The sequence below is a fragment of the Ochrobactrum sp. AN78 genome, from assembly GCF_029909885.1.
GTDB lineage: Bacteria > Pseudomonadota > Alphaproteobacteria > Rhizobiales > Rhizobiaceae > Brucella > Brucella quorumnocens.
The window spans coordinates 380,638-403,105 of the sequence record NZ_JASAMU010000001.1 but is presented as its reverse complement, the minus strand read 5'-3'; the positions used below and the strand labels follow the sequence as shown (position 1 = coordinate 403,105).

Genomic DNA, 22,468 nt, shown 5'->3' with positions numbered 1-22,468 from the left:
TCTCCCCTGAGCACGTCGCGGAAAAGTGGGAACCGGTTTTCCCATAACGACATGCTGAAAATAAAATTTAAAGCGCAGCGCGCTTTAAGCTCAATGTGAGTTCTTTTGCGCCCTCATTCACATGATTGCAACAGGCGAACAGTGTCATCAAACTTGATTGATGGGACACAAGCGGCTAGTGGAACTTTATGGCTCAGAACCCAAATATTGATGTACCCGCAAAAGGTGACCGCATACCGGAGTTTGTGGAAACCGCCGTCTTTAAACGCGATGTATTTTCCGAAACTCGCGCAGGCTATTTTGCAGGCGAACCCGACACACGTATCATCCGTCGTGTGGTCAGCGCTGCACCATGGTGGTCGAAGCCGCTTGCATGGGTTCTGGCGCGGCGCGAAATCCGTGGCCTTAAGACCGTGCGCGGCATCGAAGGTGTTCCACAGCTTCTTTATACCGACCGCGATGGGCTCTATCGTTCGTGGACGGAAGGCACACCGCTGCATCTTGCGCGTCCATCCGATCCAAAATGGTATCGTACAGCACACCGTATTCTACGCGACATGCGGCGCCTTGGCGTTACACATAATGACCTTGCGAAGCCACAAAACTGGCTTATGACGCCAGAAGGCGAAGCAGCCGTCATTGATTTCCAGCTTGCAAGCGTGCATCGTCGTCGTGGTGCGTTTTATCGCCTGCTGGCCTATGAAGATTTTCGCCATCTCATCAAGCAGAAGCGCGCCTTTGCTGCCGATCTGATGACGCCGACCGAGAAGCGCATTCTTGCACGCCGTTCGCTGCCGTCGCGTATCTGGCTGGCAACCGGCAAGAAGGTTTATAATTTCGTCACCCGCGGTATCTTCAATTGGTCAGATGGTGAAGGCACAGGCGACCGGATCGACAATGAAGGCCCAACCATCATGGCCGCCCTCAAATCCGATCCGCGCGTAAAGGATGTGGCGCTGGCGCTTTATTCGCTGCCAGCGAAAGGCGTTGGCCTTTATGCATTCGTTGAAACGCTGGATGCGGACGAAAAGAGCCTGCGCGCGCGCCTCAAAGGCACCAAACTCGAACTCATCCAGCCGGTAGCACATTTACCGCGGCGGGCTGATGGTACGATCCGCGATGACATCCTTCGTCTGATCGCAATGAACCAGATGACAGAACTCGACGACCTGCTCAGTCGCGAGCCGGAAATGCGTGGTCTGGTCGAAGCTCTGGCTTCACACCGCCTCAATTTTACCGACCGCCGCGTCACGCAGCTCGAATAGTTTAACGCTTTCGCTGGTTTTTCATCGGCGAATCACTACATTCGGTAGCAATGTCCGATTTCCCTGATGATATGCCGTTCTTCGGCGATGAAGCACCGGTTGACCGCACACCTACGGCTGGCGGAATTGCCGCGCGAGCTATGGCAGCGCGCAACCAGCAACGCGGTGAACCCGATTATTTGCAGGGGCTAAACCCTGAACAGCGCCAGGCCGTATTGACCACAGAAGGGCCGGTTCTGGTTCTTGCAGGTGCAGGCACTGGCAAGACACGTGTGCTTACCACCCGCATCGCGCATATTTTGACGACTGGCCTCGCCTATCCAAGCCAGATCCTTGCCGTGACCTTTACCAACAAGGCTGCGCGCGAGATGAAAGAGCGTATCGGCCATCTGGTCGGCGGCGCTGTCGAAGGCATGCCATGGCTCGGCACGTTTCACTCCATAGGCGTGAAGCTTTTGCGCCGTCATGCGGAACTGGTGAACCTCACTTCTGATTTCACCATTCTCGATACCGACGACGTGATCCGGTTGATCAAGCAGCTTATTCAGGCCGAAGGTCTGGACGATAAGCGCTGGCCGGCTCGCACTTTCGCCAACATGATCGATGGCTGGAAGAACAAGGGCTTTGGCCCAGCAGATATTCCAGAAGGCGATGCGCGTTCGTTCGGCAACGGTAAAGGTCGCGAACTTTATCATGCCTATCAGGAACGCTTGCGCACGCTGAACGCCTGTGATTTCGGTGATCTGCTGCTGCACCCGATCCGCATCTTCCGCGCGCATCCAGACATCCTGCGCGAATATCATGCAAAGTTCCGCTATATTCTGGTGGACGAATATCAGGATACCAACACCGCCCAATATATGTGGCTTCGCCTGCTTGCTCAGCGACCGCAATCAAGGACGACGGCACCAGTGCGAGCCGGTGATCAAAGCGAATTCGGCGCGAGCGAAAACAAAGTAAACTTGTGCTGCGTTGGTGACGACGATCAGTCGATCTATGGCTGGCGTGGTGCGGAAGTGGATAACATTCTCCGCTTCGATAAGGATTTCCCTGGCGCAGTGGTTATCAAGCTTGAGCGCAACTATCGCTCGACAGCGCATATTCTTGGCACAGCCGCTCATCTGATCGCGCACAATGAAGGACGCCTCGGTAAGACACTTTTCACCGAAGCACCAAATCCCGACGATCCGAAAGTCAAAATCCACGCTGCTTGGGATTCTGAGGAAGAAGCCCGTGCAGTTGGCGAAGCGATCGAACAGGCGCAGCGACAGGGCCATTTGCTCAACAACATGGCGATCCTCGTGCGCGCATCGTTCCAGATGCGCGAATTTGAAGATCGCTTCGTGACGCTCGGCCTCAATTACCGGGTTATCGGTGGTCCGCGTTTCTATGAACGCCTCGAAATCCGCGATGCAATGGCTTATTTGCGCGTCGTGGCCCAACCCGCAGACGATCTGGCCCTTGAGCGCATCATCAACACGCCGAAACGCGGCCTTGGTGAGGCAGCAATCCGTCAGGTGCATGACTATGCCCGTGCACGTGACATTTCGATGTTTGCTGCCGCCTGCGATCTGGTGGAAACCGAAGAACTGAAGCCCAAGCCACGCTCGGCTCTGCGCGAAGTGGTCGATAATTTCCGCCGCTGGCAGTCGCTCATCGACAATACCCCGCATACGGAACTAGCAGAAAACATTCTGGATGAGTCTGGCTACACGGCCATGTGGCAGAACGACAAATCAGCAGAAGCACCGGGACGTCTCGAGAACCTCAAGGAACTTATCCGTTCCATGGAGGAATATGAGAGCCTGCGCGGTTTCCTTGAGCATGTCGCGCTCGTCATGGATGCTGAGAAGAACGAAGATATGGATGCCGTCAACATCATGACGCTCCATTCCGCAAAGGGTCTGGAATTTGAAACCGTCTTTCTGCCCGGTTGGGAAGAAGGACTGTTTCCGCACCAGCGCGCACTGGATGAAGGCGGACGTTCAGGCCTGGAAGAAGAACGCCGTCTTGCCTATGTGGGCGTGACACGGGCCAAAAGGAACCTGCATATCTGGTTCGTTTCCAACCGTCGTATCCATGGCATGTGGCAATCGACCATTCCGTCACGCTTTCTGGAAGAGCTTCCTGAGCCGCATGTGGAAGTGGCCGAGATGGAAGGCAACTACGGTGGCTATGGCAATAGCGGTTATGGACAGTCGCGCTTCGACAAGGCCGATCCGTTCCAGAACACCTATTCAACGCCCGGCTGGCAGCGCGCGCAACAGAACCGCACGGAAGCGACGCGTAACAATTGGGGCTCACGTTCCGGTAGCAAGGTAGAACGCATCGGCTATGGCGAGACGGATTCCGGCTTTGGTGCCGGTCGTGGTTCTGTCAAAGGCCGCACGATTGACGGTGAACTGGTTGCGAAATCGGTAGCCGACAAGCCGTCAGACTATTTCGTTGGCGACCGCGTGTTCCACATCAAGTTTGGCAATGGAACAATCGCAACAATCGACGGCAACAAGCTCACCATCGATTTCGACAAAGCTGGCCAAAAGCGTGTTCTCGACAGCTTCGTCCAGCGCGCATAATCCCTAAGATAAGAACAGCCGGGCCTACTCCGGCTTTCCTTGTTCCCAAGTTACATCACCCTTGAAAAGCGGAACGGTTGAGAGCGATGTCTTGGCCGATCCGTCCTGCACCTGCGTAGCGTGTGCGAGATACAGCAACGTATTGTTTTTCTGATCGTAGATGCGCGTGATGACCAGCTTCTTCCAGATCAGGCTCGTACGCTCTGAAAAGACCCGCTCGCCACCCTTGCCGAGCTTGATGTCGCCAATGGTAATCGGGCCGGATTGCTCGCAGGAAATCGAGGCGTTCGAAGGATTTTCAAACCAGTTGCCTTTTTGCAATCGGTCGATCATCCCGCGTGAGAACGATGCGAGATAACAGGTTACGCCCTGCACTTTCGGGTCCTGCACGGCATCTACCACAATGTCATTACCAAGCCAGTCAACACCAACCTGGCCAACCTCCTCGGCAGAAACAGCTGCTGAGGCACCGAGCAGTAACATCGGTGCAACCAGGAATCCGGCAAGCTTACTCAATTTGGACATTCGATATCTCCAACAATCTCCACACGACAAGTGGAGAAGCAAATCAGGCAATGCAAGACGGCCGCACTTAAAGCGTGTCGCGTTTGATCATAATATTGCGACACGCTTTAATTCTTTGTTTTCAAGCACGAGTTTATCCCAAAAATGGTTCCCACTTTTGGGAGTCATGCTTAATCGCCCCATTTCTCCAGAAATGCTTCGATTTCAAGTGCCTGAATATCCGGTACTGCCTCATAGAGCTTTTCCACCGGCCAATCCCACCAGCAAAGTTTTAGCAGTTTATCGATAATTTTCTCGTCAAAGCGCTTACGGATAATACGCGCAGGAACGCCCCCGACCACATGATAAGGCGCTACATCTTTTGTCACCACAGCATTGGCGCCGATCACTGCGCCATGACCAATTGTCACGTCCGGAGTAATCACTGCGCCATGGCCGATCCACACATCATTTCCGATTGTGACACGCTTCGCCTGCCGCCTTGCACGAAAATCACCATCAACACCCAGATAACGGAAATACTCGTTCGGGCGATAACTCACCTTGTGGGTCGTCAGCCGTTCCATTGGATGCTCAAGCGCGTTGATACGCACATTGGCCGCAATCGAGCAAAATTTGCCGATTTCAGCGTAAATCCCCTCGCTGTTGCGTTCCAAATAGGTGAAGTCGCCAACCGTCACTTCACGCAGGATCACGCGCTCGCCAATGTCGGCATAACGGCCCAGTTTCGAAGCTTTAAGCTGTGCTGTTGAATGAATACGGGGTTCGCTATTCTGGAAACGGAGGTCTTCACCCTGCGTCATTTCAAAACTTTCTGAAATCTTTGTATTCTGCTAGACTGAGTTTATCGTTCCAACATCGTTTGCAGCGGCGAGTTAGTGCTTGCATATAAGCGCTTTCCTGTCGCAGATCGATGTAAATTCTAATTAGCGCGCTTATGTGCGATAAACGCAAAACAAAATTCAAGGCTGACTGGACATGAAAAAATTCCTGCCCATCTTCATCTTCGCCTTCATCATCGTAATTGTCGGTGCGGCTGGCTTCAATATGCTGCGTGACCGCAACGCAGCCGACGAGCCTTTCGGCGGATCGTTTAATCTCGTCGCGATGGACGGACAGCCTTTTACTGAAAAAGATCTGCGCGCCACACCTTCTCTGGTTTTCTTCGGCTTCACACATTGCCCGGACGTATGCCCAACCACGCTTTACGAGCTGGACGGCTATCTGAAACAGCTTGGTCCGGAAGCCGCTGATATTAAAGCGTATTTCATCTCTGTAGATCCGGAACGCGATACGCAGGAAATCATGAAAACATACGTCAGCAACGTGTCTGACCGTATCATTGGCGTGACCGGAACGCCTGAAAGCGTCGCTGAAGTGGTGAAGTCTTACCACATCTATGCGAAGAAGGTTCCGACTGAAGATGGCGAATATACCGTGGATCACACGGCTTCCGTGTTTCTGCTCGACAAGGGCGGACGCTTCCGTGGCACTATCGCTTATCAAGAGAATGCAGATACAGCACTGCAAAAGTTGAAGAATCTGGCAAAGGGCCGCGCAAACGGTTAAAGAACTACTCTGAATCTTTTAGAGAGTTTTTACCCATGCCCCAATCACGCCTCTTCTTCTCAGTGGACAAGACGGAAGCAGAACGAATCTATGACATCCTCGAACGCGCGTTCGAGGATGACGGCTTTCCGATCGCGATTACCGAAATCGATGAAGACCGTCAGATTTCTGAAGTTTCCGTCTATACCGAGGACGGGGCTGAAGAGCTTGCAGCACGTATCGACGCCCTGGTCGGCGCGGGCAAGTTTGAAACTGAAGAGCTGCCAGACATTGATTGGGTTACACATTCGCTCGAAGGTCTGAAGCCTGTTCGTGCGGGCCGTTTCTTCGTGCATGGTTCGCATGATCGCGACAAGCTGCAGCCAAACGAAATCCCGATTTTGATCGATGCCGGACTTGCTTTTGGTACTGGCCATCATGGCACCACATCCGGCTGCCTTGAAATGATTGAGGAAGTGGTGGAGCGCGAGCATCCAACCAATGCGCTTGATCTTGGAACAGGAAGCGCAGTGCTAGCAATCGCTATCGCCAAGCTTGCACCGATCCCGGTTCTCGCTACAGATATCGACCCGATTGCAGTCACCGTTGCAGCCGAAAACACCGTTCTCAATGATGTGAGTGAACACGTCATCACCGCGACGGCAGAAGGCTTCGACCATCCGATCTTCCGCTCTTACACACCGTTTGATCTGATCGTCGCCAATATTCTTGCCAATCCTTTGGTGGAACTAGCACCATCACTCAAGTCACATCTGGCACCAAGCGGCTCGATCATCCTTTCGGGCATCCTCGACAGCCAGCATGATATGGTGCTTGCAGCCTATCAGGCGCAGGGTCTTACCCACGAGAAAACCTTTCATCGCGAAGGCTGGGTCACAATCCACCTCAAATAATGGCCACCTCAAATAATGGCCACCTGAATTAGTGGCCACCTGAAATAACGCTGCTTTCCTTATTTTTGCGAGTTACGCTCATGGCTTTTCAGACTTTTGATGTAACCACCGATCCGGCCAATGGTGCGCCGCGTGTAGCTTTGCTACGCGCGAAGCTGGCCGAGCAAAGCCTTGATGGCTTTCTCGTTCCGCGCGCCGATGAACATCAGGGCGAATATGTACCGCTACGCGCCCAGCGCCTTAGCTGGCTCACAGGCTTTACGGGTTCGGCAGGTGCAGCACTGATCCTGAAAAAGCTCGCCTACATTTTCATCGACGGACGTTATGAATTGCAGGTTCGCAATCAGACTGATGGCAATGTGTTTTCCTATGAAAGCCTCGTCACCAATCCGCCTGCAAGCTGGCTCGCAGAAAACGGCAAAGGCCTGACGATTGGCTTTGATCCGTGGTTGCACACGATTGCGGAAGCGGCGGCATTGCGCGAAGCTCTGGAAAGCCAAGGCGGCAAGCTCGTACCAGTCGCCCAAAATCTGGTTGATCTCATCTGGGATGATCAGCCGGAAGCGCCTCTTGCGCCGGTCACTATTCAGCCTGCCCGCTTTGCTGGCCATGAAGCAGAAGACAAGATCAAGGAGATGCAGAAGGCCGTGGCAAGCACGGGCGCAAGCGCGACCGTGCTGACCGACCCGTCATCCGTCGCATGGGTGTTTAACATTCGCGGAAAAGACGTCTCCAATACACCCCTTCCATTGAGTTTTGCGATCATCCCGGCAGAAGGTGAGCCTGAATTGTTCATTGACGAGCGAAAGCTTGCCATCGAACCTCGCGCCTATCTCACGCAGCTCGCCACACTCTGCGAACCGGCCAAGCTTGAAGGCCACCTGAGCGCGCGGGCAGCACAAGGCGAAACCATCCTGCTTGATCCGGCATTAGCTGCAGAAAAGTTGCGCCTTGCAGTTGAAGCCGCTGGTGGTAGCGTGATCCACGGCAAGGACCCCGCCCGCCTGCCCCGCGCAATTAAGAACAAGGCTGAACTCGACGGCTCCCGCTCCGCCCACGAGCGTGATGGCGTGGCCATGGTCAGTTTCCTGTCCTGGCTTGACGGTAAGACACCTGGCACAGTTGATGAAATCGCGGCCGCGCAGCAACTGGAAGCAAGCCGCGACAAGGCTGGTCGCGATTTCCAGATGCCGCTCGAAGAGCTTTCCTTCGATTCGATTTCCGGAGCAGGCCCAGACGGCGCAATTATCCATTATCGCGTCAACACCGATACCAATCGCAAACTCGAAGATGGTGAGCTTTATCTGATCGATTCTGGTGCACAATATCGCGACGGCACAACCGACATCACCCGCACGGTTGCAATCGGCACTATCAAACCTGAAACGATCCGTTCTTTCACGCTTGTTCTCAAGGGCATGATTGCGATCACTACCGCACGTTTCCCGAAAGGCACGCGCGGACAGGACATCGACGTGCTGGCGCGAATTGCACTTTGGAAACAAGGCTTTGATTATGCGCACGGCACCGGTCACGGCGTCGGTAGCTACCTCTCGGTCCATGAAGGCCCACAGAGCATTTCCAAGAAAGGCGCACACGAGCTTCTGCCCGGCATGATCCTTTCCAACGAACCGGGCTACTACAAGCCGGGCGTTTACGGTATCCGCATCGAAAACCTGATCATCGTGAAAGAAGCAGAAGTGCCAGCAGGCGGTGATCTGCCGATGATGAGCTTTGAAACGCTCACCTTCTGCCCCATCGACCGCCGCCTGATCGACAAAACACTACTCACACAGGAAGAGCTTGACTGGTTGAACGCCTATCATGCAAGGGTGCGTGAGAAGCTTATCGGTCATCTCGATGGCGCGCAGGCCAAGTGGCTAGAGACGGCAACGGCTGCTCTTTAAAATTAGGCCGGAAAGAAGTGGCGTAGCGCGATCAACAGCGCTGCGCCCGTAAAAAACATCGTCATCATGCCAACGCGCAATGACAGCAAAACGCAGAAGACGAGCACGAGCAGTTCGCGCCAACCATGATCCGATGCGGGTGCGGCAACGATTGCCGTCAAAACTGCCGCAGGCACTGCATTCAATGCCGCTTCGACGCGATAATGCACACGCTCAAATCGCGATAAAATCAGGTGTCCGCCGACGCGGGTGAGATAGGTGCAGACCGCACCTGCAAGAATGATCCAGATCGTCGTTGACATGGTTTCAAGCCTCCCCTGTTTGCGGCTTTGCGAGGATGGCTGCAAGCAAAACACCACCTACGGCACCCAATGTCACATGCCACGGCGAGCCGACAAGTTTATAGGCAACCACAGCACAAATAGCGCTGACGATAACCACCGGCCACCAGTGCTCGCGATGGCGGAAACTCATCACCATGCCAAGAAAATAGATCGGCAGCAGGAAGTCGATGCCGAGCGCATAGGGATCAGAAATCAGATTGCCGAACAGCGCCCCTATAAGCGTTTCAAGCAGCCAGCAGACATAGATCGTCAGGCCCAAGCCCATATACCAGGCAAAGCTGATCTTCTTCCCCGCCTCGGCGCGGATTTCAACCTCGGCATATTGTGGATCAACCAGTAGAAAAAAAGCTGCCGCTTTCTGCATGAATGTGAAATGGCGGATACGCCGCCCGACTGTCGCAGAATAAAGCACATGGCGAAAATTAACCGCAAAGATGGACAGAACAATCATCCATGGCGCAATGTTCTGGCCGAAAAGATCGAGCCCGACCATCTGGCTCGCACCCGCATAGAGCATCGCACTCATAAACACGGCTTCGCTGATCGACAGACCGTTATCGAGCGCTACAGCACCGAACAACAAGCCGAACGGGGCGCCTGCGGCAACAATGGGAACACCTCGTTTGACGCCGACCCAAAAATCGTTGCGTGCTGAAGCCGGTGCCGACCGAAAACCCTGATCCACAAAAATCACTCCTCAATCATACCGAGGCGCGGTGCGCGAGCATCTCCGTGCCTTAATATGAGAGTGTGCTTAGGAAATTTTTCGCTAAGTTGAAATCAGTTTTCGCAAAAAATCATACTATAAGAATCCCAGACAAGAAATTGCCCGTGATCAGCTGCATTTCAGCATCACCTATAAGAAAGCATGATGGATCAATGCATTACTCTGATGTTTGCGGAACCGTGCCTTCAATCTTTTTTACCCAATCTATCAGCGGGCGCGACTGCTCGGCAAACTTGAACAATCGATCAGACAGGTCTGCACGAGTGATCGTTTTCGGGTCGATTTCCAGGCGCACCGCAAAATGCCGGTTACGAATAGCATCGAGCAAATCCGGTTCTGTCACGCTTTCAAAGCCGCGCGGCGTGCGCTTTAACCGATCATTGTCACTGATCTGCAAACCGCTTTTCTTGAGCTTTGCCACGACAGTGCGATAGTCGTCCGGCTTTTCGACAATTGCATCGCGGATGGCTTGCAGAACTTGTTTCTTCGGCCCCCACCATGCAACGCCTGCATAGCAATCCCGCACACCCGGCAAACCGATGCAGACATAGAAGCAACCGCTCTCGTCCCATTTGGTGCCAGAGTTCGAGAGAAGCGCTGACAAATGCCGGTTATAAGGAGCCTTATCCTTGGAAAAACGCGTGTCCCGCTTGATGCGGAACTGCGCTTTCACACGATCTCCCTTGAACGGTAGCCCGGCTTTTTCAAACCGCCCCGTCAACTCCTCAACCAAATCGCCAAGCGGCTCCTTGAGGTGCTCTTCAAACAGGTCCTTATTCTCAACAAACCACTCGCGGTTTTGATGAAAATCGAGCGCCTTCAGAAAGGGAATGGCCTTGTCGCCGAAACCTTTGAACGGAGCCATCAGCCTTCCCCAACCAATGCGAGCCACGCATCTTCGTCAATCACTTCAATGCCAAGCTCAGAAGCCTTTGCAAGCTTTGATCCGGCACCCGGGCCGGCCACAACCAGATCAGTTTTCTTCGAAACAGAACCTGCCGTCTTGGCTCCATACCGCTCGGCCATGGCTTTGGCCTCGTCACGCGACATGCGTTCAAGGCTGCCGGTAAATACCACCGTCTTGCCTTCCACTGGCGAGCCAGTTGCGACGCGCGCTGCTTCATCGAGCGGCTTCACTTCGGCCAGAAGCGCATTCAGCACTTGCACATTATGCGGTTCGGCATAGAAATCGACGACAGCCTCGGCAACAATACCGCCGATGCCTTCGACAGCAATCAGATCCTGCCACGCTTCATTGCCCTTGTCGGCGCGGTCGCCTTCTTTCGGCGGAACAGCAGATGTCGCGGCCTCGGCAAACTTATCATAGGTGAGATAAGCCTTCGCAAAGCGCTTGGCATTCACTTCGCCAACATGGCGGATACCGAGTCCAAACAGGAACCGATGCAGCGCAATCTCACGCCGGTCATTGATCGCATCATAGAGCTTCTTCACGGACGTTGCGCCAAAGCCCTCGATATTTTCGAGCTTCTTTAAGGGTGATTCAGCCTGTCGCCTTTGCAGCGTGAAAATATCCGCAGGCGATTTGATCTTGAGGTTGTCATCTTCCGCATGGAAGAAGAACTCGACCTGTTTTTCGCCAAGCCCTTCAATATCGAACGCATTGCGCGATACGAAATGACGAATGCGCTCTACTGCTTGAGCAGCGCAAGTCAAACCGCCTGTGCAGCGATAGACCGCTTCGCCTTCTTCACGCACCGCATGGCTGCCACAGACCGGGCATTCATGCGGGAAATGGAACGGCACAGCATCTGCTGGGCGCTTCTCCAACACCACATCGACAATCTGAGGAATGACATCGCCGGCGCGCTGCACAATCACCGTATCGCCGATGCGAATGTCGTGTTCCTCATCGCGGATACGTTCGCCCTTGAGGCCAATTCCCTTGATGTAGTCTTCATTATGCAACGTCGCATTGGTGACAACGACACCGCCGACGGTAATAGGTTCAAGTCGTGCAACCGGTGTCAGCGCGCCTGTACGTCCAACCTGAATGTCTATGCCACGCAGGATCGTCGTCGCCTGTTCTGCCGGGAATTTATGCGCAATGGCCCAGCGCGGGCTGCGTGAACGGAAGCCAAGCCGCGTTTGCAGATCCAGCCGGTCCACTTTGTAGACAACGCCATCAATATCATAATCTAGCTTAGCGCGCTCAAGACCAATGGCGCGATAATGCGCAATCAGCTCATCCGCACTATTAAGCCGCTTCGTCAGCGGATTGACTGGAAAGCCCCATTTGCGGAACACCTCGACCATGCCGTGTTGGGTATCAGCAGGCATGTCCGACATCTCACCCCAGGCATAGGCAAAGAATTTGAGCTTGCGGTTTGCAGTTACCTTGGCATCCAATTGGCGCAGCGATCCCGCTGCTGTATTGCGCGGATTGACGTAAGTCTGTTTGCCCTCAGCTGCCATCTGCTCGTTGAGCGCAAGAAAATCGCTTTTGGCCATATAGACCTCGCCGCGGACTTCCACGACCGCAGGAACACCCGCCGGAAGCTTGTTCGGTATCTCGCCGATGGTGCGGATATTGGCCGTCACATTTTCGCCGGTCGTACCGTCCCCACGCGTGGCAGCACTGACCAGGACGCCATTCTCATAGCGGATCGACATGGAAAGCCCGTCGATCTTCGGTTCAGCCGTGAAAGCAATTGAATTATCCGGCAACTGTCCGAGAAAACGATAAACGCTGCCCACAAAATCGCGCACGTCTTCATCAGAAAACGCATTGCCAAGCGAAAGCATCGGACGCGCATGAACAACCTGCGCGAACTTTGAAACCGGCGTACTGCCAACGCGTAAAGATGGGCTATCTGTGCGCACCAAATGTGGAAAGCGCTCTTCGATTGCATCATTGCGCCGCTTCAGCGCGTCATAATCTGCATCCGAAATCTCAGGCCGGTCATTCGCATGATAGAGCTCATCATGATGAGCTATTTCGCGCGCCAGCCGCTCCAGTTCAGCAACAGCTTCAAGGTCGGTCAGTTTTTCAACGGAGATATCGGACATATGCGTGGCAAAACCTGCTGATTCAATTTTGCCCAACATAAACAAGAAAAGAGGCTACGCCTATGAAAACAGCAAATCGCACACAGACTGCTGACAGCTCGCTAAATAGCGAGCGCGCTGTTCTCGGCCAGCAAACGCTCAGCAGCAGCGCGCGCTTCATCGGTGATGCTCGCACCGGCAAGCATACGCGCGATTTCTTCCTGCCGCTCATCAACCCCGATTGAACGAATTGAGGTCGACATGCGATCTTCATTGGTCGCGGATTTCGCTATCAGGAAATGCGTCGAGGCACGCGCGGCAACTTGCGGCGCATGGGTGACGGAAAGAACCTGCACGCGAGACGACAACCGCGCCAGACGTTGACCAATCGCATCAGCAACCGCACCACCCACGCCAGTATCGATTTCGTCGAACACAAGCGTCGGGGCAGAACCACGATCAGCAAGTGCAACTTTCAGCGCCAGCAGAAAGCGCGAAAGCTCGCCGCCCGAGGCGACCTTCATCATCGGTCCAGCACGGGTGCCCGGATTGGTGCGAACCCAATATTCAACCGTATCAATACCTTCAGCAGCGCGCGCATTGGCATCGGTGGTCATTTCCACGATGAACTCGGCACGTTCCAGCTTGAGTGCCGGAAGCTCTGCCATAACAGCAGCTTTTAGATGATCAGCCGTGTCCTTGCGGCGTTCAGACAGAGCCTTCGCCGCAGTATCGAAAGAAGCACGCGTTTCGGTTGCCTGTGCTTCCAGCTGGATCAGCTTTTCCGCACCCGCATCAAGATCGGCAAGGTCTGCATCCATCTTGTCGCGCAATGCTGGCAGGCCCTCAACCGCGACCGAATATTTGCGGGCAGCAGCTCTGAGAGCAAAAAGTCGCTCTTCCACCTGTTCCAGCACACGCGGATCAAAGTCGATCTCACGCATGGCATGGTCAATGCCATCCTGCGCAAGGGCCAAACTATTGAGCGCTTCGTCAATTGCCTTGCAAACCGGCTCAAGAAGATGCGGTGCTTCAGGAATTTTACGCTCCAAGCGACGCACGAGGCTTGCCAGTGTCGGAACCGGCGAACCATTTCCCGACAGAAGCTCGCCTGCTTCATTCACGTCACCGGCGATCTTTTCAGATTTCATCATGATTGCGCGGCGTTCTGCGAGTTCGTCTTCCTCGCCGGGCTGCGGATCAAGTTTGGTCAGTTCTGCAACAGACGAGCGCAGATAATCACCTTCCCGTTCCGCTTGCTCGACGCGCGCACGATGTTTTGACAAAGCATTTTCAGCATCGCGCCAAGCCTTGTATCTTTCGCGAACAACAGCGGTCTCGGAATCAAGTCCGCCAAATGCATCCAGCAATGTACGATGAATATCGATATCGATCAGCGCACGGTCATCATGCTGACCGTGGATTTCAACAAGGCGTTTGCCCAGTTCTCGCAGCAGCGCAACGCTTGCAGCCTGATCGTTGATGAAGACGCGCGTGCGGCCATCACCCATCTGGAGACGACGCAGGATAACGTCACCGTCATCATCAAAACCATTATCACGGAGAAAACTTCTCGCAGGGTGTACGCCAGGCACGTCAAACACGGCAGTCACCTGCCCCTGGTCCGCGCCGTGGCGAACCAGAGAAGCGTCGCCGCGTGCGCCAAGCGCAAGCGACAACGAATCGAGCAAGATGGATTTGCCCGCACCGGTCTCGCCCGTAAGTACGGACAAGCCGGTCTTGAACTCGATGTCGAGCCTTTCAATCAGGACAATATCGCGGATCGATAGGTGCGACAGCATGCGGGTATCGGCTTAGGCGCCGCCACCCGTGATGAGTGCCGAGGCCTTGGCGAGCCACGAACCGCCATTCTCACGTGGCTCAAGACCACCGCTCTGCAAGAGCTTGTAAGAATCCTTATACCAGCGGCTGTCTGGGAAGTTTTTGCCAAGCACCGATGCAGCCATCTGGGCTTCGGAAGTCAGGCCAAGCGCATAATAGGCTTCCACCAGACGAGCCAATGCTTCTTCCACCTGTCGAGTGTTGGAATACTCTTCAACAACCAGACGGAAGCGCTTGATCGCGGCAAGATACTCTTTGCGCTCAAGGTAATAACGGCCAACCTGCATTTCCTTGCCGGCGAGCTGGTCACGAGCAACACGAATCTTCGTCTTAGCGTCGTCAACATATTCGGAGGTCGGGAAGCGATCGACCACTTCCTGCATCGCGGCAATTGCACGACGACTTGCGGCCTGATCACGTGTCACGTCAGGAATCTGACGGAAATAGCTCAAGCCGATGATGTAGTAAGCGTAAGCAGATTCAGGCGAAGTCGGATAAAGCGTGTTGTAACGCTTGGCCATGCTGATTGCTTCTTCGTAATTACCTTGACGGTAATTCGTGAAGGCAGCCATGACGAGCGACTTACGTGCCCATTCAGTGTAAGGATGCTGACGATCAACAGCGGCAAACTTCTTCGCAGCTTCGCCGAGACGACCTGCATCTAGGTTAGCAAGACCTTCGTTGTAAAGCTTGTCCGCCGGATCGATCGTCTCCACATACTTGGAAAGATCGATATCGTCGTTTTTGCTAGCACATCCCGCAAGCGGAACAAAAACGGCAAGAGCGCTGGCTAGCAGCGCGGTTTTCGTCTTCACCGGGAATTTCGAACTCGTCATGCGGTCTCCGGCCATCTGGCAACGTCTTTTCTGTCTGGAGCAACGTGAACTCTTCAATTCACGGCTTTCCCCATTCTTCCCAATACATCAGCATCAGCGCATAGGTAAACATAGCCGAGGCTGTTTTGGCAGTTCATAAACCACATGCTGGCGAAATCGGCAATCGTCAAGCTGATCAATCGTCCGAATTTGGCGCGCATAAGGCATGAATACCTCGGCCTAAAGCTATATCTATGCAAACCAATGGCTTTTCCTCATCCAATGCAGAGGCTTGGCTGTCAGTCCACAACGAATACGCCGACTCAAAGCGCAGAAGACCCGGCGATCACGGCCCAATTATGGCCATAAACGTCCGAGCCTTCTACACGAACTTTAAAGCGCCCAAGGCGCAGATATATTTGGCTGTGCAGCTACAAAATCCGAGCTGTCTGTATTCCGGCGCACACCGCTTGCTTCGACGATATCGTAATTCGACTTGTCAGCGAGTAGTGCCTTGACGGTTTCCGCATTCAATCTGTGACCGCCGCGATATGAACGGAAGCAGCCAATAAACGGAAGACCAGCAAGCGAAATATCGCCCACGGCATCCAGCATCTTGTGACGCACGAATTCATCCTTGAAACGCAATCCGCCGGGATTGATTACTGAATTATCGTCGCCAATCACAAGAGAATTATCGAGCGAGGAACCAAGAGCCAGACCTGCCGCCCAGAGGCGCTCAACGTCCTTCATGAAGCCAAAGGTTCGTGCCGTCGATATCTCCTTGCGAAAGGTTTCTTCCGACATATCGGCAGCAAACTTCTGTCGACCGATAAGCGGGCACTCAAAGTCAATCTCGACCTCAAAGCGTGTCCCAGAATACGGCTGGAATTCACCCCATGAACCACCGGCTTCAACGCGCACTGTCTTCAAAATGCGAATAAAGCGCCGCTTTGCTTCCTGCAACACGATACCGGCTTCGTCAAAAGACTCTATGAAACGTGCTGACGTTCCATCGAGAATTGGAATTTCAGGCCCATCCACTTCGATAATCAGATTGTCGATCCCAACCGCAGCGATTGCGGCCATCAGGTGCTCAACGGTATTGACGCGTGCTTCCTGCGGCCCCAGTGCGGTAGACAGATCCGTCGCACCAATTTCCGAAACATGAGCGTGGATGTCGCGCGAAGCAGTCCCCAGGTCCGAGCGCTGGAAAATGATACCCGCATCCGCATCAGCCGGTAGAAACGTCACCGACGCGGGCGCTCCGCCATGAACGCCAACGCCAGATAGCGTAACCGCGCGACCGATTGTTTTTTGATAAGCGCTCAAAACCAGTCCAATCTAATTATCATATGAAGTAAGAGCGAAACCTCTACCGAGATGCCCCCACCGAGCGTGCAGTGCCTGTATTAAGCAATCACCAGCTTCCGTCATGTATTTCTATAATAAGATAGATATGGCGAAAATAGCGACGAACGCACGAAAAGTGGCTCGCGTCCATATGCGAACCTTATCATGCTATCTCGTAGAAAATAGTGATGCTCGGCAGCTGTTCAAAATCACGCTTTCTTACAAAGTATAACGACGGCTACTAATACCAAAGTTCATTGAGTAAGACTCATCGGACTTTGGTTAAGTCCGTGTGGCGATTGAACCTTTTCAAGGCGTGATGCGTCAGCATCGTAGCACCTTGGTATAAAGCCCGTCATGGAAATGCAGAGGACGGCTTTCCCACAACAACATGCTTCAAAACCACGAGCTGAAGCGCGTGAGGCAACAATTGTGAACAACGGTATCTAACGAAAAAAGCCGTGGGAAGAATCCCACGGCTTTTTCTATTTCAAAGTCGGATCAGATGATTAGTTCGACTGGCGGCGCAGGAATGCCGGGATTTCGAGCTGATCTTCTTCTGAGGCAGCGCGCGGCTGCGGACGACCCTGATCATCGAGCTGGCCACGGCGTGGAGCATAGATCGAGCTGTCCTGCTGCATTGGGCGGCGCTGTTCCGGCTGGCGCATTGCAGGCTCACGATGCTGCGCTGGCTCCAGACGAGCTGCTGGCTGTTCTTCTTCACGGCGCGACGACAAACCGTGGGTCAGGCGCTTGAGAAGGCTCATCGGTCCGCGTTCTTCCTGAACAGGCTGCTGAGGCGCTGCACGACGTGCATTGATTTCTGCCTGAGCGACTGGGGGAAAGTCAGACACCGCCGGCATGCGTGGAGCAGGACGTGGCTGTGGAGCTGGTTCTGCATGCATCTGCTGTGGCTGCTGGTATGCCTGCGGCTGCATCGCATGAGCCGTCGCCTGATTGTTGATCATCTGCGGCTGTGGAGCTGCAGGACGGGCAACAGGTGCGCGTTCAAAGCTGTCAGCAGCAGGAGCCTGGAAAATACGGCTCTGCGGACGGAAGTCTGGAGCAGCCGAAGCTGCAGGTGCAGCAGTCGCAGCTGGCATTTCACTTTCGATCGACTGAGCAGCCGGAGCGGCTGATTCAGCCTGACGTGGCTGTTCAGTAACCGGAAGACGCAGAGCGCCATGCGGAGCCATTGGCTTTGCCTGCTGAGCGGCTGGTTTTACTGGCTGGCGAAATTCCAGCGGCGCCGGGGCCGCATCTCCAATCTGCTTGTCGATGCCGGTTGCAACAACGGATACACGGATGACGCCTTCGAGGCCTTCGTCGAAGGTCGCGCCGAGAATGATGTTGGCTTCCGGATCAACTTCTTCGCGGATACGGGTTGCAGCTTCATCGACTTCAAAGAGGGTCATGTCACGACCACCAGTGATCGAGATCAGGAGACCCTTTGCACCGCGCATCGAAGTTTCGTCGAGCAGTGGATTAGCAATCGCGGCTTCAGCAGCAGCCATCGCACGGCCTTCGCCCGAAGCTTCGCCGGTGCCCATCATCGCCTTGCCCATTTCGCGCATGACAGAACGAACGTCAGCAAAGTCGAGATTGATGAGGCCTTCCTTGACCATCAGATCGGTGATGCAGGCAACACCGGAATAGAGCACCTGATCGGCCATTGCGAAGGCGTCAGCGAAGGTGGTTTTGTCGTTGGCAATGCGGAAGAGGTTCTGGTTCGGAATGACGATCAGGGTATCGACGTTCTTCTGCAGTTCTTCGATGCCGTACTCAGCCGTCTTCATGCGGCGAGCACCTTCGAAGTGGAAAGGCTTGGTAACAACGCCAACGGTGAGGATACCGCGTTCGCGTGCTGCACGTGCCACAACAGGAGCAGCACCTGTACCGGTGCCACCGCCCATGCCTGCCGTTACGAAGCACATATGCGTGCCGTTAAGATGATCGACGATTTCATCGATGCATTCTTCAGCGGCTGCGCGGCCAACTTCTGGCTGGGAGCCAGCACCGAGGCCTTCGGTGACAGCAGCGCCGAGCTGGATCATGCGTTCAGACTTTGACATCGTCAGAGCCTGCGCGTCGGTGTTGGCAACGACAAAATCCACGCCGCGCAGACCGGCATTGATCATGTTGTTTACCGCGTTGCCGCCGCCACCGCCGACACCGAAAACGGTGATGCGAGGCTTCAGCTCGGTGATGTCCGGCTTTTGCAGATTAATGGTCATGGTTCTCGTTCCTCTTAAGCCTCTCACCGCTTCGCCGCCGCGGTGCTAATTGGTTATTACGCTGATGGTTACGCCCACATCACGCAATCAAATCACTCAATGTGTACTCAAAAACTCTCTCTCAGCCATTGGCCGACACGTTGAATCCGCCCGCCCGTACCAGTCATATGACCGGAGGAGGCTGCCTTCACTGACCGTTCTTCAATGCCTGCCACTTGAGGGTAGATCAGAAGTCCGACGGTCGCGGAGAAAGCCGCACCCTTAGCCGCCTCAGGCAATCCCGCTATGCCTAGCGGACGCCCGATACGTACATTTCTTGCAAGAATCCGTCGCGCAGCTTCAGGCATGCCCGGCAACTGGCTTGCGCCGCCTGTCAGGACAACACGCTTGCCGACAATATGTCCGAGGCCGGACTGGTTCAGCCTGTCGCGAACCAGTTCCAGTGTCTCTTCCACTCTTGCACGGATGATCCGCGTCAGTACCGAGCGCGGATATTGATTGGGTACATCACGCTCGTCGTCGCCGATTGGCGGAACTGAGATGAGGTCGCGGTCATCGGCAGCGCTTGGCAGCGCCGAGCCGTACATGACCTTGAGACGCTCAGCATCCTCCATACGGGTGGAGAAGCCGCGTGCCACGTCCATCGTGACGTGATTGCCGCCAATGGCAACAGCATCAGCGTGAATGAACTTACCTTCGGAGAAGACCGAAATCGTCGTCGTGCCACCGCCCATATCGATGCAGGCTGCACCCATTTCAGCTTCATCACCTACGAGCGCCGCAAGGCCACTCGCATAAGGGGTGGCAACGATAGCTTCGACCGAAAGGTGGCAACGATTGATGCAGAGTTCGAGATTGCGCAATGGCGCTGCGTCAGCAGTAAGCACGTGCATGTCAACGCCGAGGCTATCGCCCAGCATTCCGAGCGGATCGCGAATGCCGCGTTCACCATCGAGCGTGTAGCCAACCGGCAGCGAATGAACGAGGTGACGTTCTGCTGCAAGAGCCTGCTTGGCGCCAGCGGCCAGTACTCGGCGAATATCAGTCTGCTCGACTTCATGACCGCCGAGATTGACGCTCGCGGTAAAGGTTTCACTCTTGAGGCGTCCAGCAGAAATATTGACGATAAGGCTATCAACAGTCAGCCCAGCCATGCGCTCGGCAGCATCAACTGCGAGACGAATGGACTGCTCAGCCGCATCCAGATCAATGATGACACCGGACTTCACACCGCGCGAACGCTGATGACCGATGCCAAGCACTTCCATGCGATGCGTGCGACCCGGCAGCAGCGCGCCACTTTCATGTGGACGCAAGCGCGCAATTACACAGGAAACCTTGCTTGAACCAACATCCAGAACCGTTAGAAGGCGCACCTTGCGCCCTGAAGTTCCGACCTGTGATGAACCTTTTCCGCCAAGAATACTCATACGCGCTTCCCCGTGCGGGATAATTCTTTTTTACGCTCCGCCAAAAACTTCTGGCGTTGCTCCATGCCGCTCGCAGTCAATTGAACGGTAACGCGATCATCCAGACGAAGATCGACAGATGCGATATCACGCGACAGAAGTTGCTTTTCGCTATCCAGACGCTCAACCTCGGCGAGAGCCTTCATCGGCTCATCTTCCGGCAGCATAATGCGAACGCCATTTTCGAGCAGAATATCCCAACGGCGGTCAGCGACGCGGATATAGGCACGAACCTTGCCAGCCAGTCCCGGATAGGCTGCAACCTCGTCTACGAAGCCCTTAACGCGCTTTTCGGCCCCCTCACCCACGACAAGCGGGAGAGCGTTGTAACGACCCGGACGAAACGGAACGATGGTATCGCCGGCAGAATCAATCAGAGAAAGCTCCTGGCCGTTCTGCCAGACGGCGAATGCCTTGCGCTCTTCGAGAGAAACAAGCAGCGTACCCGGATAAACCTTACGCACTTCTGCGCCTTCAACCCAAGGCAGCTTGGCGATAGCCTGACGCGCCTGTTCGGCACTCAAACCGACCAGTGAGGTTTCACCATCCAGCTCAAGCTGACCCAGAATATCGATGTCAGAAGTTTCGCTGTTGCCAACGACCTTTACATCTTCAATCGCAAAGCCAAATGTCGAAGCCGTTGCCTTAACCATGTTTTCGGAATGGCCGCCAAGGACCATGCCATAAATACCAGTTGCTCCGAGAAAGCCGAGCATGCCAATCGTGCCAGCATAGCGTGGAACGTTGATATTGCCCTGAAACAGACGGACAGCAAAGCGGAATGGCTTCCGCAGAAGGCGCGGCAGAACAAAGGCTGCACCCGATGCATCCCGCATCGCGCCCGAACGCCTATATTCCTGAGATCTGCCGTTTACCGCAAACAAGACGCGTCCTCCACCATCCAACTCAACAATTCACCAAAAGAGATACCTGCCGCCTTCGCGATATCAGGCACGAGCGATGTAGGAGTCATTCCTGGCTGGGTGTTAATTTCCAGCCAAATAACTTCGCCTTCTTCGGAAAAACGATCATCGAAACGGAAGTCTGATCTGCTTACGCCCCGACACCCGATTGCCCGATGCGCCGTAAGGGCCATTGTTTGTATTTTTTGGTAAATATTTGGTAAAATTTTTGCCGGACATGCGTGAGTTGATGCGCCAGCCACATATTTTGAATCATAATCGTAGAACTGATGACCCACTGGAATGATCTCGCAGACATCCATCGCGCGATCACCCATCACAGCGCAGGTCAATTCACGACCGGCAATGTAACCCTCGACCATGACCTCATCGCCATAGCGCCAGTCAGTAGAACCAATAATCTGAGGCGGATGCGACTGGTCTTCCTTGACGATAACGACACCGAAGCTTGAGCCTTCACGCACAGGTTTGACGACGTATGGCGGCTCCATCGGATGCTCTGAACCAATATCAAAACGGTTCATCAAACGTGATGGCGCAATAGCCACACCGGCAGCAGCAGCAACCTTCTTGGCGCGATCTTTGTCCATGGCAAGCGCCGAAGCGAGCACGCCGGAATGCGTGTAAGGGATCTGAAGATATTCAAGGATACCCTGAATAGCACCATCCTCACCAAAAGGGCCATGCAACGCATTGAACGCCACATCAGGCCTCAGCTCTGCAAGAACGCTGGCAACATTGCGGTCGACATCGATACGCGTGACGCGGTAGCCGCACCCTTCGAGTGTTGCCGCACAGGCAGCACCGGAGGATAGGCTGACAGGACGCTCAGAAGAGAAACCGCCCATCAAAACGGCAACATGCTTTACAGCCTTCTGTCCAGCCACGTTAGTCATCCCCTCTGCGCATTCCCTGCGCTCGAATCAAAAATAGAATCAGGATAGCCCGGCGACACAAGCCGCAGACACCCAAGTCAGGAAAACCCTGACGAATCAAATCACTGTACGGTTAACCATAAAG

General features: G+C 54.4%; 18 protein-coding genes. 5 read left to right on the top strand and 13 right to left on the bottom strand.

Annotated elements, in window-relative coordinates; genetic code table 11:
• Positions 1 to 188 precede the first annotated feature (188 nt).
• Complete coding sequence (locus tag QBD00_RS01910; protein WP_191793733.1) at positions 189 to 1,265, top strand: serine/threonine protein kinase; 1,077 nt, start codon at positions 189 to 191, stop codon at positions 1,263 to 1,265.
• 50 nt (positions 1,266 to 1,315) lie between these two features.
• The gene (locus tag QBD00_RS01905; RefSeq protein WP_318578525.1) at positions 1,316 to 3,841 is read left to right on the top strand and encodes an ATP-dependent helicase; all 2,526 of its coding nucleotides are present in this window, start codon (positions 1,316 to 1,318) and stop codon (positions 3,839 to 3,841) included.
• A gap of 24 nt (positions 3,842 to 3,865) precedes the next feature.
• Here QBD00_RS01905 and QBD00_RS01900 read toward each other — a convergent pair whose 3' ends face one another.
• Together QBD00_RS01900 and QBD00_RS01895 are read right to left on the bottom strand one after the other, a co-directional pair.
• A complete protein-coding gene (locus QBD00_RS01900; RefSeq protein WP_095446946.1) occupies positions 3,866 to 4,366 on the bottom strand; it encodes a CreA family protein in 501 nt (166 codons plus the stop codon).
• A gap of 170 nt (positions 4,367 to 4,536) precedes the next feature.
• Positions 4,537 to 5,169 carry a DapH/DapD/GlmU-related protein gene (locus QBD00_RS01895; protein ID WP_318578524.1) on the bottom strand — a complete coding sequence of 211 codons (633 nt, stop codon included), beginning with the start codon at positions 5,167 to 5,169 and terminating at the stop codon, positions 4,537 to 4,539.
• A gap of 175 nt (positions 5,170 to 5,344) precedes the next feature.
• On the opposite strand from QBD00_RS01895, the gene QBD00_RS01890 reads away from it, so the two are divergent.
• The 3 genes from QBD00_RS01890 (at position 5,345) to QBD00_RS01880 (ending at position 8,735) form a co-directional block, all read left to right on the top strand.
• A complete protein-coding gene (locus QBD00_RS01890; protein ID WP_095446948.1) occupies positions 5,345 to 5,935 on the top strand; it encodes an SCO family protein in 591 nt (196 codons plus the stop codon).
• Positions 5,936 to 5,970: 35 nt separating this feature from the next.
• Positions 5,971 to 6,828 (top strand): 50S ribosomal protein L11 methyltransferase, encoded by an 858-nt coding sequence (locus QBD00_RS01885; protein WP_264231863.1) that lies wholly within the window; start codon positions 5,971 to 5,973, stop codon positions 6,826 to 6,828.
• An 80-nt stretch (positions 6,829 to 6,908) separates the two neighbouring features.
• Positions 6,909 to 8,735: an aminopeptidase P family protein gene (locus QBD00_RS01880; protein ID WP_318578523.1), complete on the top strand. Its 1,827-nt coding sequence runs from the start codon at positions 6,909 to 6,911 to the stop codon at positions 8,733 to 8,735.
• A gap of 2 nt (positions 8,736 to 8,737) precedes the next feature.
• Here QBD00_RS01880 and QBD00_RS01875 read toward each other — a convergent pair whose 3' ends face one another.
• From QBD00_RS01875 to QBD00_RS01825, 11 genes are all read right to left on the bottom strand, one after another.
• On the bottom strand, positions 8,738 to 9,037 hold the full coding sequence (locus QBD00_RS01875) for an AzlD family protein (protein WP_095446951.1): 300 nt from the start codon (positions 9,035 to 9,037) through the stop codon (positions 8,738 to 8,740).
• A 4-nt stretch (positions 9,038 to 9,041) separates the two neighbouring features.
• On the bottom strand, positions 9,042 to 9,764 hold the full coding sequence (locus QBD00_RS01870; RefSeq protein ID WP_151095003.1) for an AzlC family ABC transporter permease: 723 nt from the start codon (positions 9,762 to 9,764) through the stop codon (positions 9,042 to 9,044).
• 199 nt (positions 9,765 to 9,963) lie between these two features.
• The gene (locus tag QBD00_RS01865) at positions 9,964 to 10,671 is read right to left on the bottom strand and encodes a DUF2461 domain-containing protein (RefSeq protein WP_264231860.1); all 708 of its coding nucleotides are present in this window, start codon (positions 10,669 to 10,671) and stop codon (positions 9,964 to 9,966) included.
• Positions 10,671 to 12,833 carry an NAD-dependent DNA ligase LigA gene (gene ligA, locus QBD00_RS01860; protein ID WP_318578522.1) on the bottom strand — a complete coding sequence of 721 codons (2,163 nt, stop codon included), beginning with the start codon at positions 12,831 to 12,833 and terminating at the stop codon, positions 10,671 to 10,673. Before ligA ends, QBD00_RS01865 begins: the two co-directional genes overlap by 1 nt.
• A gap of 101 nt (positions 12,834 to 12,934) precedes the next feature.
• On the bottom strand, positions 12,935 to 14,614 hold the full coding sequence (recN, locus tag QBD00_RS01855; RefSeq protein WP_151095000.1) for a DNA repair protein RecN: 1,680 nt from the start codon (positions 14,612 to 14,614) through the stop codon (positions 12,935 to 12,937).
• A gap of 12 nt (positions 14,615 to 14,626) precedes the next feature.
• Complete coding sequence (locus tag QBD00_RS01850; RefSeq protein ID WP_095446954.1) at positions 14,627 to 15,490, bottom strand: outer membrane protein assembly factor BamD; 864 nt, start codon at positions 15,488 to 15,490, stop codon at positions 14,627 to 14,629.
• Between the two features lie 372 nt (positions 15,491 to 15,862).
• Positions 15,863 to 16,801 carry a UDP-3-O-acyl-N-acetylglucosamine deacetylase gene (gene lpxC, locus QBD00_RS01845; protein WP_318578521.1) on the bottom strand — a complete coding sequence of 313 codons (939 nt, stop codon included), beginning with the start codon at positions 16,799 to 16,801 and terminating at the stop codon, positions 15,863 to 15,865.
• A gap of 530 nt (positions 16,802 to 17,331) precedes the next feature.
• Entirely contained in the window at positions 17,332 to 19,056 is a 1,725-nt protein-coding gene (ftsZ, locus tag QBD00_RS01840; RefSeq protein WP_151094996.1) for a cell division protein FtsZ, read from the bottom strand.
• A gap of 107 nt (positions 19,057 to 19,163) precedes the next feature.
• A complete protein-coding gene (gene ftsA / locus QBD00_RS01835; RefSeq protein ID WP_318578520.1) occupies positions 19,164 to 20,486 on the bottom strand; it encodes a cell division protein FtsA in 1,323 nt (440 codons plus the stop codon).
• Complete coding sequence (locus tag QBD00_RS01830) at positions 20,483 to 21,409, bottom strand: cell division protein FtsQ/DivIB (RefSeq protein WP_095446958.1); 927 nt, start codon at positions 21,407 to 21,409, stop codon at positions 20,483 to 20,485. Before QBD00_RS01830 ends, ftsA begins: the two co-directional genes overlap by 4 nt.
• Entirely contained in the window at positions 21,397 to 22,296 is a 900-nt protein-coding gene (locus QBD00_RS01825) for a D-alanine--D-alanine ligase (RefSeq protein ID WP_318578659.1), read from the bottom strand. Before QBD00_RS01825 ends, QBD00_RS01830 begins: the two co-directional genes overlap by 13 nt.
• Positions 22,297 to 22,468 lie beyond the last annotated feature (172 nt).

Bases quoted from the DNA above. Each gene is read 5' to 3' on its own strand.
- QBD00_RS01910 (WP_191793733.1), top strand. From the start codon at position 189: ATGGCTCAGAACCCAAATATTGATGTACCCGCAAAAGGTGACCGCATA.
- QBD00_RS01905 (WP_318578525.1), top strand. From the start codon at position 1,316: ATGTCCGATTTCCCTGATGATATGCCGTTCTTCGGCGATGAAGCACCG.
- QBD00_RS01900 (WP_095446946.1), bottom strand. From the start codon at position 4,366: ATGTCCAAATTGAGTAAGCTTGCCGGATTCCTGGTTGCACCGATGTTA.
- QBD00_RS01895 (WP_318578524.1), bottom strand. From the start codon at position 5,169: ATGACGCAGGGTGAAGACCTCCGTTTCCAGAATAGCGAACCCCGTATT.
- QBD00_RS01890 (WP_095446948.1), top strand. From the start codon at position 5,345: ATGAAAAAATTCCTGCCCATCTTCATCTTCGCCTTCATCATCGTAATT.
- QBD00_RS01885 (WP_264231863.1), top strand. From the start codon at position 5,971: ATGCCCCAATCACGCCTCTTCTTCTCAGTGGACAAGACGGAAGCAGAA.
- QBD00_RS01880 (WP_318578523.1), top strand. From the start codon at position 6,909: ATGGCTTTTCAGACTTTTGATGTAACCACCGATCCGGCCAATGGTGCG.
- QBD00_RS01875 (WP_095446951.1), bottom strand. From the start codon at position 9,037: ATGTCAACGACGATCTGGATCATTCTTGCAGGTGCGGTCTGCACCTAT.
- QBD00_RS01865 (WP_264231860.1), bottom strand. From the start codon at position 10,671: ATGGCTCCGTTCAAAGGTTTCGGCGACAAGGCCATTCCCTTTCTGAAG.
- ligA (WP_318578522.1), bottom strand. From the start codon at position 12,833: ATGTCCGATATCTCCGTTGAAAAACTGACCGACCTTGAAGCTGTTGCT.
- recN (WP_151095000.1), bottom strand. From the start codon at position 14,614: ATGCTGTCGCACCTATCGATCCGCGATATTGTCCTGATTGAAAGGCTC.
- QBD00_RS01850 (WP_095446954.1), bottom strand. From the start codon at position 15,490: ATGACGAGTTCGAAATTCCCGGTGAAGACGAAAACCGCGCTGCTAGCC.
- ftsZ (WP_151094996.1), bottom strand. From the start codon at position 19,056: ATGACCATTAATCTGCAAAAGCCGGACATCACCGAGCTGAAGCCTCGC.
- ftsA (WP_318578520.1), bottom strand. From the start codon at position 20,486: ATGAGTATTCTTGGCGGAAAAGGTTCATCACAGGTCGGAACTTCAGGG.
- QBD00_RS01825 (WP_318578659.1), bottom strand. From the start codon at position 22,296: ATGGGCGGTTTCTCTTCTGAGCGTCCTGTCAGCCTATCCTCCGGTGCT.